Source organism: Bradyrhizobium tropiciagri (genome assembly GCF_001189845.1).
GTDB classification, from domain to species: domain Bacteria; phylum Pseudomonadota; class Alphaproteobacteria; order Rhizobiales; family Xanthobacteraceae; genus Bradyrhizobium; species Bradyrhizobium tropiciagri.
The window spans coordinates 35,233-50,924 of the sequence record NZ_LFLZ01000030.1; the positions used below are offsets into that span (position 1 = coordinate 35,233).

The following is a 15,692-nucleotide window of genomic DNA, read 5'->3' on the forward strand; positions in this document are numbered from 1 at the left end:
ATGGCCAACGACAATCTCGCACGCAGGATCGACGACGACGTTTATGCCAAGCTCGATGCCGCCATCGACGCAACGGTAAAGGTGCATGCCGACCGCAACGACCGCGAGAGCCGCTTTCCGCGCGAGAACCTTCGCGCGCTGGCGGAGGCCGGCTGGACCGGCGTGCTGAACGAGCCGCAGTTCGGCGGGCTCGGCCTCGGCCATCTTGACTTCGCGGAAGCCGCCTACCGGATCGGGCAGGCGGATGCCTCCACCGGGCTCATCTACGTCATGCATGTCGGCGCGGCGCAGACCATCAATTTGTTCGGCAACACCGATCAGAAGGAGCGCTGGCTGAAGGCGAACAATGGCAGCCTGCTCGGCACCTACTCGACCAGCGAACGCGCCACCGGCGGGCACTGGTGGTACAATCTGTCCGAAGCCTCGCGCGACGGCGACGACTATCGCGTCAATGCCGAGAAGTCGTTCACGACGAGTTCGGGCCAGGCCGACTATTACGTGGTGCAGACCCGTACGCCGGGCGCCAGAGATCAGGCCGATATCATCTTCTTCATCGTCGACGGCAAGGCCGAGGGCATCGAGTCCCGGCCCTGGGATGCGCTGGGCGTGCGGGCCAACCATTCCGGGGCGATCCGCTACAACAATGTGCATGTGCCGCAGCGCGACCGGCTCGGCGCCGAGGGGCAGGGCAAGGAAATCATCTATGACGGCGTCTCGCCGGTCTATCTGATCGGGCTCGGCGCGGTCTGGGAAGGCGTGGCGCGCGGCGCGTTGAACGCGGCGATCGCCCACACCACGAGCTTCGTGCACAAGGACAGGAACAAGAGCCTGTCGGACTATCAGGCCATCCGCCAGGAGCTCGGCGCGGCCAAGGTGCTGGTCGAGACGCTGCGGCCGTGGCGCAACGAACTCGCGGGCAAGCTCGACGCGCTCTGGCGCGCCGGCAAGCCGCAAAGCGAAATCCTGATCCCGCTGACCGAATTCAAGGTGCATGCCGCCGAGGTCGCCAACAAGGTCGCCGCGACCGCGCTGACGGTGACGGGCGGCTACGGTTATCATCGCGGCCCGATCGAGCGCGCCTATCGCGACGCCCGTGCAGCGATCGCGATGGGGCCGTCCAATGTCATCGCGCGCGACTGGATCGGGAAGGCAGTGGTCGGTCTGCCGCTGGAGCTCTTCTACGACGGGGGAGAGTAAGTCGAATAGGGGGACATCCCCAACCTTGGCGCACATGAGAAGTCTCTCTTGTGGAATAGCTCTCCATTGCCGGTGGGGATCCTAGAGAGACCGGGACGTGTGCTGTCGGGAGGTCAACGGTCTCGATCAGACCAGTGGCGTCCATGTCCACAGCAAGACTCCCGCCGTCTTCTCAGGGCGCCTTAAACGGAGCCTTATCTGTCGAATGGCAGCTAGGGCGCGTCCGAGATCAAGAGCGATCCTGTTGGCGATAATTGGATCCGCCATTTTGCTTCGATATTGAGGTCGATAAGGATATTTATCATCGCCTGCCTTCCCGAACTCGCTATTGAGGGCATCCCAAGAGAGAACGAGGAGAGGGGCAGATAATGTAAAGGCGCCATCGGGACATCCAGGATTCGAACAAAGGACCGGCGGGCGCCGGCGCTAGCGCTACGACGGTACGGTCCCGAGTCGGTCTGGCAGAAGGTCGGCCAGCGGCTCCTCGACGATGCCTGCGCTCGGCTGACCGGCCGTCAGGAAGATGAGGTCGATCCCGACGAGCCTGATCCGGATGATTTCCCGGCCGGTCCGAAGTGGCCGTGATCGCGCTACATTCGTGCTCAAGATTTTAATGGTTCGGCCCTGCAAAACGCGGGCGGCGCGAAAAATCAGCCGAGAGCGTGCCGTCGGGCGTGGCAGCGGCGACGCCAGAGACGTCGGCGGGTCCGCAGGATATCCGAAATGCGCCTGCTGCGGCGAGACAGGAGATCCGTCTCCAAATCCACCGCGATCGAGGCCAATCGGTACGCTCCCCCGACCATCCGCGTGACTTCCTCGTCCCCGATCGGACGATCGTACCGATCGGCGATCCGAGCGTTACCGACGAACGTGCCGGTTTCGACGTCGATACAGGTGACGGTGCCCGGGCCCGCCGGATCTTCCGGTCCTGAGACGATTACGTGGCAGTCCCGATAAGGCAGTTTCCGCCTGCAGATGCTTGAGGGGGCCGAGGACACGTCGCACTTCCATTTTTGGCGCCGGCCAGGCACGTCGCCTGCGGCAAAGTTTCTTCGTGCGCGGGAGAAGCTCTCGCGTGTGCTTCGAGGATTGGCCGGCGGCGGTGAACGAGTGCCGCGAACGATCGCTACAATTTGAAACGTTCCGGCGAAGGGCGGGGCCGGTTCATTTAATGGGAAAGAATCCCTTGCCTTCGAGACCTAGGCTCTGGCGATTTCCCAAGGATTCGTTGAGGAGGACTCGAACGAGCATTCCGTCAGAATCGCAGGCGGCGTTCCAGCTTAAGCTTCTGGAGGGCAGAACGAGTCACCAGCGGCATGGATACGGCGCCGATGTGAGAACTATGGATGGAGGGCTTATGGCGTTGGTGAGGCAGGTGATGCCTCCCCGGGGCTGAAGAGTGGGATCGTAGAGGTGGTCGAGAAGCATCAAGACCTTGCGCGATGTTCAACCGGAAGGTTCTTAGGATCTATCGGAACTGGTCGACCGCCATCTATGATACCGGGTTGCATTTCGTTTTGGTCTAGTTGAGCTGGAGGAAATGACCGCCGCAGATTCCTTGCGGTTTGGCCTTCCACATCGTCGGCGACATCCGGCAGGTTTGCAGGATCAGGGCGGACTACGAGGGCTGCTTCCTCGAAAAGCGAGGTTTCCTGATACGGATCGCAAGAGGGAACGGCTTGGCGTTCGCCAACAGCGTCGCTGCCGCAGAATTGGACGCGCGTCCCGCGGCCAGACGCGCGATCGACGAACGGGCCCGTCAGGCGCAATCTCGAATTCAAGCGAACGAGGATTACAAGTCTGTTGAGTAGAAATCTGACTCTCAGAAAGTACGTCGGCGTGTCCCGTTGTCAGACCGCGAGCGTTAGTTACCAGTGACCGAAGCGCAAAATGGTACGGTGAAGCAGATATCGCGCTTCTGGTGATCGAAAACGAGGCTTTCGATCGTCGTTCGACGACAGGATTCTCTCGGGTCGGCCTACCAGCCCGATCGCGACGTAGTGCGGCTGAGACCTGACTGAATTGAACGCCAATCGGGCCGAGGCCAAAGTGCCAGATACCGATGATCGACTGATCATCGGCACTATGAGCATGCTGTTCGACGGCATCACCATCATGTTGGTAATGATCATCGACATACCGATCATCGGCATCGTCGAGTGTCGGCCGTGACCAGTGGCTCATCCCCGCCTGATACCGGCGCCAGCCGCCTGCTGGCCATGCGAAATTCGGCGCCCATTCTTCGAATTGCACCTGCGTCGGGATCTTTGCCGCGTCAATCTTGGACTTTGCTGAATTTGGTAGTCGCAGCAGCAGCAAATCAGTTGTTTCTATGGTCCGAAATCGAGTCGCTCTTACCTGTCTCATGAAATGCTTCTTCGAAACATCTGCTTTTCAGAGGACCGATGAGATAATTTCGTCGGGGTCGGCGAGAGCAATTGATTTTGTGTAGTCAAAGGGAATGACGTGATGAAAGAAACGGTTGATGATCGCCTATTGGCAGCAATTGATCGGTTAGCGAAATCTTCCAGCGAGGTAGCCAAAGCTTTGTCGACAATGCTGAGCAAGCAGGACATTGCAAATGAACACCTGCGCAAACTTGTAACCGCTGCGGAAATGTACGGGCTACCCAGAACAAATCATAGCTTGTTTCGTACTTTGTCTGTGATTGCACAAGAACGAGCGATTGAGATAATCCGTACAGAAATGCCTGATGCTGTCTTTTTTGCCGATCATGATGAGTTCAGGTTTGATGCCTTATCAAAAGCGGATGCGGGTGTTGCTCTCGAGTTCGGCGTCTATACCGGTTACACCATCAGCACCATGGCCGAGCGATTTCCGGAGCGGAAGTTTTATGGCTTCGATAGCTTTAATGGCCTGCCGGAGCGCTGGAATGGATACCTTCCAGTGGACTTCGATCGTGGAGGCAAGGCGCCTGACGTTCCGGAGAACGTAGAGCTTATTGTTGGTCTGTTTGATGAGACGATTCCGTTGTTTGCTCAGCGCAAGCTGCCCGTTGCGTTCATCCACGTCGATTGCGACATATATTCAAGCACAAGAAGTATCTTTACGGGGCTCAAGTCTCAGATTCGTCCAGGATGCGTTATCGTGTTTGACGAATACTTCAACTACGTAGGGTTCGAGAAGCATGAAAGACTAGCTTTCGACGAATTCATCCGTGAGACCAACTATGGTGTTAATTGGATATCGTATTCGGGGCAACAGGCCGCTTGTGTACTGACGACGGGTGCGTAGTGCCTACAGTCGGGCCGCAGAAATGCGTGGTCGGTGCGGCAATAGTTACATTAGCCTTCAATCTTGATGGATTGAATTTGGCAATCGACAATTTCACTCATTGATATTGCTGGTCGCCATAAGGCTGCAGGGAGCAGCAGCGGCATGCTTTTACACTCGTCTATGGCCATTGTATCGTCTGTGGGAAAGCCTCAAGTAGAGGCGTGTTGGAACGCTCTGCTTACCAGATTACTGGCTATTCCGTGGAGACGTTCATTTCGTTCTCGGCGCGAGCGGACATATTGCCGGCGCGATCAATCCTGCATCTGAGAACAGGAGAAGCGATTGGCTGTCGGCCAATCGAAGCGATGAGCCGGAGACCTGGCTCGCCCATGCGGAGGAGAAGCCGGGGAGCTGGTGGAACAACTAGATGGGGCGGCGTAAGTCCTGGACGGAGGAGCGTTTGCTGCACGCTCCCAATTTGGGAGTAACCTCTACCCTCCGGGCGAGCCGGCGCCTGGCCCGGATCGCCGGCTGTGGTGCCACGTCGACCAGCAGGTTTCATGAGGCAGATTTCCTGAAGGCACCACCCTCGGTTTTCTCAAGCTCAAAAATCGGCAAAAAAAACGAGGGGAAATTCGGCCGTCGTCTCAGTGACGATTCGTTCGTAAAACGAAATCGAGTCGCTCTAAAAGAGCAAATCGAGTCATTCTAAAAGTGTCCTCACATATCATTATTATTTATTATTAACGAAATTGGTGGGCCCGGCAGGACTCGAACCTGCAACCAAACCGTTATGAGCGGTTGGCTCTAACCATTGAGCTACAGGCCCCGCCACTAAAAGGCGGCGGCGCGGCATGCTGGCATCGTTACAGGTTGTCTGCCGCTCCCGCAAGGTTCAGTCACACTTCCGCGCCCGCGCTTCGGACTTCTCCGCATAGGTTCCTTTCCCGTTCTGTAGCTCGAAGCGTGAATTCAGTCCGAAGGCCTGCTTTGGCGCAGTTATCATGTGTCGTTATGAAGGCGCGCGACGTGCGTAGAATCAGCAGGCCGCGCCGGCGCGGAGTCATAAGATACGGTTTTTCCAACCTAGCGAGCTCTTCACTGCTGTTGAGGCGGGCGATGAGGCTTCAGCGTTCCGTTTTGACAAAACCTTGGTATAGGTTTGACAGCCCATCCTATATTACCCACTCACCTTTGTAGAGTTGAGCATCCATCAGATCGTTTCTACTTTCGACATCGAGGCCGGATCATTCGAAGGAGCGATCGAAGCGAAGCCTTGAGCTGGCTTGATTCCTTGCTGGAAGTCGTTGCGTTCCATCAAGGTCTGAGGACGAAACTACATGGAAATAGGTGAGCCCAATTCCACGTCTCGAGGCGGCCCGCAGGCTGCTTAGGCGCAAAAAGACATGGATGTTTAACTTGGGAAGAGCGCCCGCAATTCGAGGTCGCGGTCAGTGATGAGAAGGGCAGGGCCAAGCAACCACGATGTAAGAAGCGCAGGACTGAGCTCCCTACTTGGGAGCGTGTGCATTTGGACCAGGCGTTTCCAGTTCCCAAATTTTACGCGCATTAGCCGCGGGCAGCGCGACCTGCTCGCGAATTTGCGTTACCTTGAATGCGAGTCGAGATGGCATTTACCGAACTTTTCATCAAACGCCCGGTGTTGTCTGTCGTCCTCAGTCTCCTGATCCTGCTGATCGGACTTCGCGCGGCCACCGTTCTGCCGATCCGGCAATATCCCAAGCTGTCCAATACGGTCGTCAATATCACGACTTCCTATCCTGGCGCCTCCGCCGACATGATCCAGGGGTTCATCACCGCTCCACTGGAGCAGGCCGTCGCTTCCGCCGAGGGCGTCGACTACATCACTTCCTCATCGGTACTCGGTACGTCGACGATCCAAGTCTACATAAAGCTGAATTTCGATCCCAACGAGGCGCTCACCGAGGTGCTTTCTAAGGTCAACTCGATCAAATATTTAATCCCGAAGGAATCAAACGATCCAGTCGTCACTAAGGCAACGGGTCAGGCGACCGCTGTCATGTATATCGCTTTCTCCAGCGAGGAACTGACGACCAGCGCGATTTCCGACTATCTCTCGCGCGTCGTGCAACCGGTTATGTCAACCGTTGACGGCGTCGCCGCGGCAGACATCCTGGGCGGCCAAAGTTTTGCGATGCGGCTATGGCTCGATACGGCGAAAATGGCTGGGCGCGGCGTCTCGCCGGCTGGTGTTTCGGCTGCAATCGCCGCCAATAACTTCCAGGCGGCCGCCGGCCAGACCAAGGGATATTTCACCATCTCCGACGTCACGGCAAATACCGACCTGCGGAGCGTAGATGACTTCAAGCGAATGATCGTTAAAGCCAATGATGGTGGCTTTGTGCGCATTGAAGACATTGCGACAGTCGAGCTTGCCGCACAGACGACAGACGTCAGTGCCGTCATGAACGGCGAGCACGCGGTCGTCATCGGCGTGCAGGCGGGTCCACAAGGCAATCCGCTGAACATAGTGCGAGGTGTTCGCGCGCTGTTTCCAGAAATGGAGCGCAACCTGCCGCCATCGCTCAAGATGAAAGTGGCCTACGATTCAACGAAATTCATCCAATCGTCGATCGATGAAGTGGAGAAGACGCTCATCGAGGCCATCGTGATCGTGGTGGTGGTGATCTTCCTGTTCCTGGCCTCGCTGCGATCGGTCGTCATTCCCGTCGTCACCATTCCGCTGTCGCTCGTTGGCGTCTGCAGCTTGATGCTGGCGCTGGGGTTCTCATTCAACCTCCTGACCTTGCTTGCGATGGTGCTCGCGATAGGTCTTGTGGTCGACGACGCGATCGTCGTGGTGGAGAACGTCCATCGTCATCTAGAGGAAGGGGCGCCGCCCCTGCAGGCCGCCACGAGGGGAGCGCGCGAGATCGTGGTCCCCGTTGTCTCCATGACGATTACGTTGGCGGCCGTATACGCCCCCATCGGCTTTCTCGGTGGCCTAACCGGTGCGCTGTTCCGTGAGTTCGCGTTCACGCTGGCCGGGGCGGTGATCGTGTCTGGCGTGATCGCTTTGACGCTGTCGCCGATGATGTGCTCGATCTTTCTAAAGAGCGCCGAGGAGGGGCGGTTTGCAAGATTCGCGAACCGCGTGTTCGCTGCCATGACAGGCTGGTACGGCCGCAAGCTCGATCGCTCGCTCGACTATCGCCCAATTACCTGGCTGTTTGCGCTGACCATGCTGGGCCTTGTCGGCTTTTTCTATGTGCATACCTCTAAGGAACTTGCACCCGAGGAGGATCAAGGTATCGTATTCGCACTAACGAAGGCGCCGAAATATGCCAATATCGACTATCTCGACTATTACGGTGCCAAGCTCGAAAAAGCATTGCGAAAGTTTTCCGAGACCGATTTGAGCTTCGTGCTCAACGGAAGTGGCGGCTCGCAATCAGGCATGGCCGGAATGTTGCTGAAGCCATGGGACGAGCGCAAGCGATCATCGATCGTGCTTAGGTCCCTTGTTCAAGCCGAGCTGTCGAAAATCGAGGGCGTTAACGCATTTGCTTTTAGCTTACCGGCGCTTCCGGGCGGATCGGACGGCCTGCCCGTTCAGATGGTGATCAATTCGACGCTTGGCTTCCGATCCGTCTATGAGCAGATGTCGAAACTGAAGGACGCCGCGCGCAAGAGCGGTCTGTTCATGGTTAGCGACTCTGACCTCGAATTCAACCAGCCGGTGGTGCGAATCAAGGTCGATCGGTCCAAGGCCAACGATCTTGGCATTACCATGCAGAATATCGGCGACGCGCTCGCCACCCTACTTGGCGGAAACTACATCAATCGCTTCAATCTGCAGGGCCGCTCCTACCAAGTGATCCCGCAGGTGCCGCGCGAGAAACGCATGGCCCCGGAAGCGATTGGGAACTATTATGTAAAGACTGCGACGGGCTCGATGCTTCCGCTATCTACCGTCGTCTCTGTCGAGACTGCGACTGATCCGAACGCGCTCACCCACTACAACCAGCTCAACTGCGCGACCTTTCAGGCCGTGCCGATGCCTGGGGTCACGATCGGTCAAGCCGTGGACTTTTTGGAAGCAGAGGCAAAGAAGCTGCCAGCGGGTTTCAGCCACGACTTCCTTGCCGACGCGCGGCAATATGTGTACGAGGGTGACCAACTTGTCATCACCTTCGCGTTTGCACTGATCGTCATATTCTTGGTGCTTGCGGCGCAGTTCGAAAGTCTGCGCGATCCCCTCATTATTATGATCAGTGTACCCATGGCAATTGTCGGCGCCTTGATACCACTATTCTTTGGCTGGGCGACGATGAACATCTACACTCAGGTCGGGCTGCTGACGCTGGTCGGTTTAATTTCCAAGCACGGGATCCTGATGGTTGAATTCGCCAACGAGCTGCAGCTCAAGGAGAGATTTGACCGTCGCTCGGCGATAGAGATGGCGGCTCGCGTCCGACTTCGTCCAATCTTGATGACGACGGCGGCGATGGTCACAGGCGTGGTACCTTTGTTGGCGGCAACAGGAGCTGGCGCCGCGAGCCGCTTCTCGATTGGCCTGGTGCTCGTCGCGGGCATGTCTATCGGCACGCTGTTCACGCTCTTCGTCCTGCCGGCGGTCTATGTCGCGATCGCCTCCGATCACCGTGTCGATGCGAGTGCCGGTCACGCGAAGAAGGGCCCCAAGTTCGACCTCACCAGCGCTGCCGAGGCCCAGCCGGCCGAGTAATGACGCCAGGATCAGGCTGGATTGACTGATTACTGCTCTACGGTAGGGACGTTTCTTGCCAAACGTGGTAATGCGCCCCGAAATTCGTCGCGGGACCAAAGGACGGTCTCTCGCGGCGGCGCTCCTCTCGACCCATCGTTCGCCCGCGGCAAAGGACTGCCTCATAGAGGGGAAAGAAGATCATTTCAAGGTGTCGGGGTCGTGAACGGCGGAGCCTCAGGAGGGGCGTAACGCTCCGTTGCATCGAGATCTTCGCGCCATTGCTGCCGAGGTTGCTGCGCATCGGGCGCTCGAAGAACACGTCAACAATCCGCTGTTGCTTCGCCACGATGAATTTGCCGCACGTTCACCGCAGCCGAACGTTGGCCCACCGCGCCGCGCGGAGAGAATTAATGCGTTCTCGAGTAGAAGGCAGCTTTTCCATCATCCAAATTGCTCTTGAAAGAGAATTTACTTTCTTTCGTCTGGCCGCGTTGAATTGCTAGCTGAAAGAGATGAACTCCGGTCTGATCCGCCTTAGGGTGGCTACCGCAAGTGCAATTCTGTGGGATTGGAGAACTGGTTGTCCGCACTTACACGGATGCTGACGCTGTTGCGATTTCGATACGAAGGCCATTGGTTGAGCAAGCTGAGGCGCATGGCTGGGTGATTTAGTTAGGTAGCGGGGAGTACAGCGCCGCTTATTGTTGCACAACTGCAGCCCGTAACAGGGAGCGAATGTAGAAGCTCTGCACTCGACCGCGGCCATCGTCATTATCAAGGCGGTCGGAGCTCGTAAGCGAGTGGTCAGAATCTTTCGCAATCTTGAAGACCAATGTTTACGCCTGATTCCCTGGCGGGATTGGACGCCCTCTGGCGTGAGAAAGTGAAGGAAATGCCTGGGTTTGATGCTTCTATCTGGTTCCTGGCCGCAACGACGTGTTTTGCGGCTTTCGTAAACGGAGCTATCGGCTACGGGTTTTCCTCGCTCACTGTGCCGCTTGCGCTGGTTTTCTACACCAATCGCATTCTCAATCCTGCCATCGTCATCGTCGAAGTCTTCGTCAACGTCTACGTGCTCCTCGTCAATTTGAAGGGCGTACCGGCGATTTGGAGACGCGTGTTTCCCATCTTGGTTGGACTCTTGCCAGGCATTGCGCTTGGCGGCTATGCATTGGCTTCACTGCAGCCAAGCTGGATCAAATTCGCCACCTATACGATCATTCTTCCTTTGATCCTGCTGCAAGCCGCCGGTTGGCGCCGCCCTATCGAAGCAAGCTGGCTGATCAGTCTGCCATTCGGATCGATGCTGGGCATCCTCTATTCGGTGACGACTATCTCCGGCCCGCCCTTGGCGATGCTGTTTAACAATCAGGGCCTGGTCAAAAACGAATTTCGCGCCGGCCTTGCCCTGGTGCGCGTGGCGGAATCGAGCGTGACCGCTTTCGTCTATTACAGGCTCGGTCTGTTCATTTCCGAAAGCGGCAGTCTTCTCCATGTCTTAATACCCAGCGTTGTGCTCGGCATCCCGCTGGGATCCTGCGTCATTCGCCGACTTGATCCGGAGATATTTCGACGCATCTGCATGAGCTTCGATGCTTGGATCGTGGGCTTCGGTTTGTCACGGGTTCTGATCGAGCTCAATCTAGTGCATAGCGGATGGGCTTATAGCGTGATGGCCGCGACGATATTGATCGATCTTTGGTTGTTATACTCGTTCCTTTCCACGCGCCGTTCGAGCTGGTCAGGACGGCGACCTCGGCAAGGTGCGGGTATAAGCGCTTGAACGATGCCAGCGGGCGCCTTGATGTCGAAGGCACCCGTCCTGGACCTGGCCAAGCGATCGCGGAGCTAATTGAATTGATGTGCTCGCGGCGCCGCGCTGCCCCTTTCGGTGTCGACGAGAACGGCATGGACATCCGGCTGATTGCTCCAAAGACAACACAGCGCACGAGCCAGATATCCAATATCAGAGGAAAGCCAAGAACATTTGGAGGCTGATGTTCTTGCCGTTCCACTCGAAATGGTGGGGTGATCTTCGTCAGTGCACACTAACCTTGAAAGACCGGATCACCCGAAATACGAAGACATTTGGCACGGCGTAGGGGATCACCAGCCTGAAGCTGGGAATAGATGGAATCTCACAAGTATTGAACCGGCATTGACGGCTTGCGCGCGACCGCCGTCCTATCGGTCATCGCCTTTCACTAAGGCTCAATCTTCCCCGGCGGCTTTATCGGCGGAGAGGTCTTTTTCGTCATCAGCGGGGACTTAACTGCGTCCCAGCTCGTCCGAGAGATCCCCGCCCGCACGTTCAGCCTGCTCAGCTTCTACGATCGTCGCATTCGGCGCAATCTCTCCCAGATAACGAGATGGCAATTCGCTGAGATCATTGGGCTGACGGAAGCGCTTACGCAGAAGCCAGACGCACGGCCCGAGGCGGCGCGCACGCCCCACGAATGAAGCGGTCCTTGGCCTCCGCGACAGCGCCGAATAAAGCTAGGTGTTGATCTGGAAGCCCGCTCTGGTGATGCGCGTTGTATTGATCTTGCAACGCAGTGTCGTTGCTTATGATGAGAGCTTCCGGATTGGCTGATAAGTGACGTCATAAAAACTGACGACCGCCTTCGAGGTGAGACAGTGCATGGAAGGGCGCGCTGGGATTTGTATGCTTTCCGACAAGGATCCTTGAGCTTTGCGCTCCGTCGGGTACCAGCAAAGACGATTGTCACTCGTGGGGCTAGTTTATCCCAGAAAGATTGCGCGATACGCCGGATGGTGATCGACAATTGCTCTCATTTGACGTTCGCGCGCCAGGACTTGAGCCCGTCTTGCGACGGCATAGCATTTGCAGAGACAAAGATTGTCAACTTGAGGCCGTCATCATCGAGCTTCGGGCCGCTTGCAGGCGTTGCGTACGGGATGAGGCGCGCCGCGCTCGCGAGCCGTTCTCTCAGGAGTGCCTGTGATACCATCTGTTAATTGGTCTGCGGGCCTGCTCGGGACGCGGCTCGCATTTTTTGTGGCCGGCTTCGGCCTCGCGGCCTGGGCGCCTTTGGTGCCGCTCGCGAAGGAGCGGCTCGGGGTGGATAACCGCGTGCTCGGTCTTCTGCTACTCTGTCTCGGAGCGGGGTCCGTCATCGCTATGCTTTTGACCAGTGTGTCGAATGCGCGCTACGGCAGCAAGCCCATCATCATCGCGGGTGGGCTTGGCATCTCGCTCATCCTGCCGTGGCTTGCAGTTGCCAGCACACCTCTCAGCCTCGGCGCCATGCTGTTTGCTTTCGGTGTTTCACTTGGTTCGATCGACGTAGCCATGAATATTCATGCGATCGAATTGGAGCACGCCACTGGACGTCCATTGATGTCCGGCTTCCACGCCCAGTACAGCATTGGCGAATTCACCGGCTCTGCCGCGGTGACCTCGTTCCTTTCGCTGCAGCGTGGCCCGCTTATCTCGACGTTGGTCTGTTCGGCCTTAATGATGATCGCGATTATGTCAGCTTGGCCGCGGCTGCTCGCCATGAGTTTGAGACCGCAGGAACCGTTGTTTGTCTTGCCCAATCGTAGTGTGTTGCTGATAGCCGTACTCGCGGCTATCACCTTTCTCGTCGAAGGTGCAATGCTTGATTGGAGCGCTTTGCTTCTCGTTGGGCAAGGCCTCCTCGCAGAGGCGCGCGGCGGCCTTGGTTGTATGTTCTTCTCAATTGCGATGGCCGCAGGCCGTCTCAGCGGAGATACCATGGTAGCTCGGCTCGGCGACCGTACCACATTGATGCTCGGGACCGTGCCAATCTTGACCGGCTTCTTGGCCGTGGTGGCCGCGCCGATTGCGTTGATTGCCATGGCGGGGTTCGTGCTTATTGGATTGGGTGTTTCAAATGTTGTACCCGTACTGTGTCGACGCGCCGGCAAACAGAGAGTGATGCCCGTAGGCGTTGCGATTGCAGTCATCACCACAGCCGGGTATGCGGGTATACTGGTCGGTCCCGCCAGCATCGGGCTCGTCGCACACATGGTCGGCTTGCCGTTGGCGTTCGCGATGTTAGGTGTGCTCATGTGCATCGCGACGCTGTCGGCGCGGATGGTGATGGCATAGTCTCTCTAAGCGTCGGCTCAGAGGGAATAGCGACGCGCGTCGAGCTAATGACCGGTCGCAAGGCGGCGTTCGTGCCGAGCGTCGATAGCTCGCAATGGCTGTGGAACGGCACGTAGATTATGCCTCTGTCCCTGCAAGTCGGCTGGCTGAGCCGCGGCTTTGACACACCGGATCACTCGGCGTTGGGCGTCCCACCGAGCGTTGTTGTTAACGAACTCGGTCGACTGCGCGGCGAAGTTGATTATCTGCGTGAGCGGCCCGGCTATGTTGAGACATTCACCGCCGAGTATTCTGGGATCGGCCCTGCGCCCGCTGATCGGGACACGCGGCTACTCTGGCCGTCCATCTGCTGTCGGCGAGATACGACCGATACGCCAACTGAATGCCCTCCTGCAGTGAGGTCTGGGCGCGCCAGCCGAGCCTGCCCAGTCGGCTGACGTCGAGCAACTTGCGCGGCGTGCCGTCCGGGCGCGAGGTGTCGAAGCTGATCTCGCCGCGAAAGCCGATGGCGGCCGCGACCAACAGGGCGAACTCGGCGATGGTGATGTCCTCGCCGGTGCCGATATTGACCAGTTCCGGCGAGGAATAGGTCTTCATCAGATGGATGCAAGCGTCGGCGAGATCGTCGACATAGAGGAATTCGCGGCGGGGCGTGCCGGTGCCCCACACCACGACATTGCTGGCTCCCGCGGCCTTCGCCTCGTGGAAGCGGCGGATCAGTGCGGCGACGACGTGGCTATATTCGGGATGATAATTGTCGCCGGGACCGTAGAGATTGGTCGGCATCACGCTGATGAAATCGGCGCCATACTGGCTGCGATAGGCCTCGGCCATCTTGATGCCGGCGATCTTGGCGATCGCATAGGGCTCGTTGGTCGGCTCGAGCAGGCCGGTCAGCATCGAATCCTCGCGCAGCGGTTGCGGCGCCAGGCGCGGATAGATGCAGGACGAGCCGAAGAACATCAGCTTCTCGCAGCCATTGGCGTGGGCCGCCTGGATCACGTTGGTCGAGATCGCCAGATTGTCGTAAAGGAATTCGGCGCGCAGCGTGTTGTTGGCAACGATGCCACCGACCTTGGCGGCGGCGAGGAACACGGCCTGCGGCCGTTTCCCGGCGAACCAGGAATTCACCGCCGCCTGGTCGCGTAAATCGACCTCGCTGCGCGACACCGTCAGCAGATCGGCATCTTCGCGCGCCAGCCGGCGCATCAGCGCCGAGCCGACCATGCCGCGATGGCCGGCGACGAAAACCGTCTTGCCCTTCAGTTCAAACGCCGTGCTTGCCATTGGCCGCATCCTGCCTGGCCTCGACGAGATCGCTGGCGACCATTTCCTTCACCAGTTGCGCGAACGGCGTCTTCGGCGCCCAGCCGAGCTTGGCGCGCGCCTTGCTGGCGTCGCCGATCAGAAGATCGACCTCGGTCGGGCGGAAATAGGCCGGGTCGATCTGCACCAGCGTATTGCCGGACGCCTTGTCGACACCGATCTCCTCGACACCCTTGCCGCGCCATTCGATGCTGCGGCCGACCTCGGCAAACGCAAGTTCAACGAACTCGCGCACCGACCGCGTCTCGCCGGTCGCGAGCACGAAGTCGCCGGGCTCGTCCGCCAGCAGGATCTTGTGCATGCCCTCGACATAGTCGCGGGCGTGGCCCCAGTCGCGCTTGGCATCGAGATTGCCGAGATAGAGCTTGTTCTCCAAGCCGGCTTCGATGCGGGCGACGGCGCGGGTGATCTTGCGCGTCACGAACGTCTCGCCGCGGATCGGGCTCTCATGGTTGAACAGGATGCCGTTGCTGGCGAACATGCCGTAGGCCTCACGGTAGTTCACCGTGATCCAGTAGCCGTAGAGCTTGGCGGCACCGTAGGGCGAGCGCGGATAGAACGGCGTCGTTTCCTTCTGCGGCACCTCCTGCACGAGCCCGTACAGCTCCGAGGTCGAGGCCTGATAGAACCGCGTCTCCTTCTCCATGCCGAGGATACGGATCCCCTCCAACAGGCGCAGCACGCCGATCGCGTCCGCATTGGCGGTGTATTCCGGGCTCTCGAAGCTGACCTGGACGTGGCTCTGGGCGGCAAGATTGTAGATCTCGGTCGGCCGGATCTGCTGCATCAGCCGGATCAGATTGGTCGAATCGGTCATGTCGCCGTAGTGCATCAGGAACGGCACGTTGCCGGCGTGCGGATCCTGGTAGAGATGGTCGACGCGCGCAGTGTTGAACGAGGATGAGCGGCGCTTGATCCCGTGCACGGTATAGCCGAGACCGAGCAGATATTCGCCGAGATACGCACCGTCCTGCCCGGTGATGCCGGTGATCAGCGCAACGCGCCGCTTCGAATCCTGAGCCGCCATGGTCTCTCTTAGCTGCGCTGGAAAGAAAGCTTCCCTTCGAATCGTTCCTTTGCGAAACGGGATTCTCGAGAAATCTGCCGGCGCACTTCACCCGCAAT

General features: G+C 58.3%; 8 protein-coding genes and 1 tRNA gene. 6 read left to right on the top strand and 3 right to left on the bottom strand.

Annotated elements, in window-relative coordinates:
• From AKN84_RS23230 to AKN84_RS23245, 3 genes are all read left to right on the top strand, one after another.
• Positions 1-1,197, top strand: a complete 1,197-nt coding sequence (locus AKN84_RS23230) for an acyl-CoA dehydrogenase family protein (protein ID WP_050422929.1) — start codon at positions 1-3, stop codon at positions 1,195-1,197.
• A 2,049-nt stretch (positions 1,198-3,246) separates the two neighbouring features.
• Positions 3,247-3,369: a hypothetical protein gene (locus AKN84_RS50015; protein WP_283805535.1), complete on the top strand. Its 123-nt coding sequence runs from the start codon at positions 3,247-3,249 to the stop codon at positions 3,367-3,369.
• Positions 3,370-3,666: 297 nt separating this feature from the next.
• On the top strand, positions 3,667-4,452 hold the full coding sequence (locus AKN84_RS23245; protein WP_050422932.1) for a class I SAM-dependent methyltransferase: 786 nt from the start codon (positions 3,667-3,669) through the stop codon (positions 4,450-4,452).
• Between the two features lie 735 nt (positions 4,453-5,187).
• On the opposite strand, the gene AKN84_RS23250 is transcribed toward AKN84_RS23245, so the two are convergent.
• Positions 5,188-5,263 (bottom strand) — tRNA-Ile (locus tag AKN84_RS23250).
• A 798-nt stretch (positions 5,264-6,061) separates the two neighbouring features.
• On the opposite strand from AKN84_RS23250, the gene AKN84_RS23255 reads away from it, so the two are divergent.
• The 3 genes from AKN84_RS23255 to AKN84_RS23265 all read left to right on the top strand — a co-directional run bounded on the left by AKN84_RS23255 (position 6,062) and on the right by AKN84_RS23265 (position 13,241).
• On the top strand, positions 6,062-9,163 hold the full coding sequence (locus AKN84_RS23255; protein WP_050422933.1) for an efflux RND transporter permease subunit: 3,102 nt from the start codon (positions 6,062-6,064) through the stop codon (positions 9,161-9,163).
• Positions 9,164-9,977: 814 nt separating this feature from the next.
• Entirely contained in the window at positions 9,978-10,928 is a 951-nt protein-coding gene (locus tag AKN84_RS23260) for a sulfite exporter TauE/SafE family protein (RefSeq protein WP_244485426.1), read from the top strand.
• A gap of 1,182 nt (positions 10,929-12,110) precedes the next feature.
• Positions 12,111-13,241: an MFS transporter gene (locus tag AKN84_RS23265; protein ID WP_050422973.1), complete on the top strand. Its 1,131-nt coding sequence runs from the start codon at positions 12,111-12,113 to the stop codon at positions 13,239-13,241.
• A 276-nt stretch (positions 13,242-13,517) separates the two neighbouring features.
• On the opposite strand, the gene fcl is transcribed toward AKN84_RS23265, so the two are convergent.
• Together fcl and gmd are read right to left on the bottom strand one after the other, a co-directional pair.
• Positions 13,518-14,528, bottom strand: a complete 1,011-nt coding sequence (fcl, locus tag AKN84_RS23270) for a GDP-L-fucose synthase (RefSeq protein WP_128971087.1) — start codon at positions 14,526-14,528, stop codon at positions 13,518-13,520.
• Complete coding sequence (gene gmd, locus AKN84_RS23275; protein WP_050422935.1) at positions 14,509-15,594, bottom strand: GDP-mannose 4,6-dehydratase; 1,086 nt, start codon at positions 15,592-15,594, stop codon at positions 14,509-14,511. Before gmd ends, fcl begins: the two co-directional genes overlap by 20 nt.
• Positions 15,595-15,692: the final 98 nt, after the last annotated feature.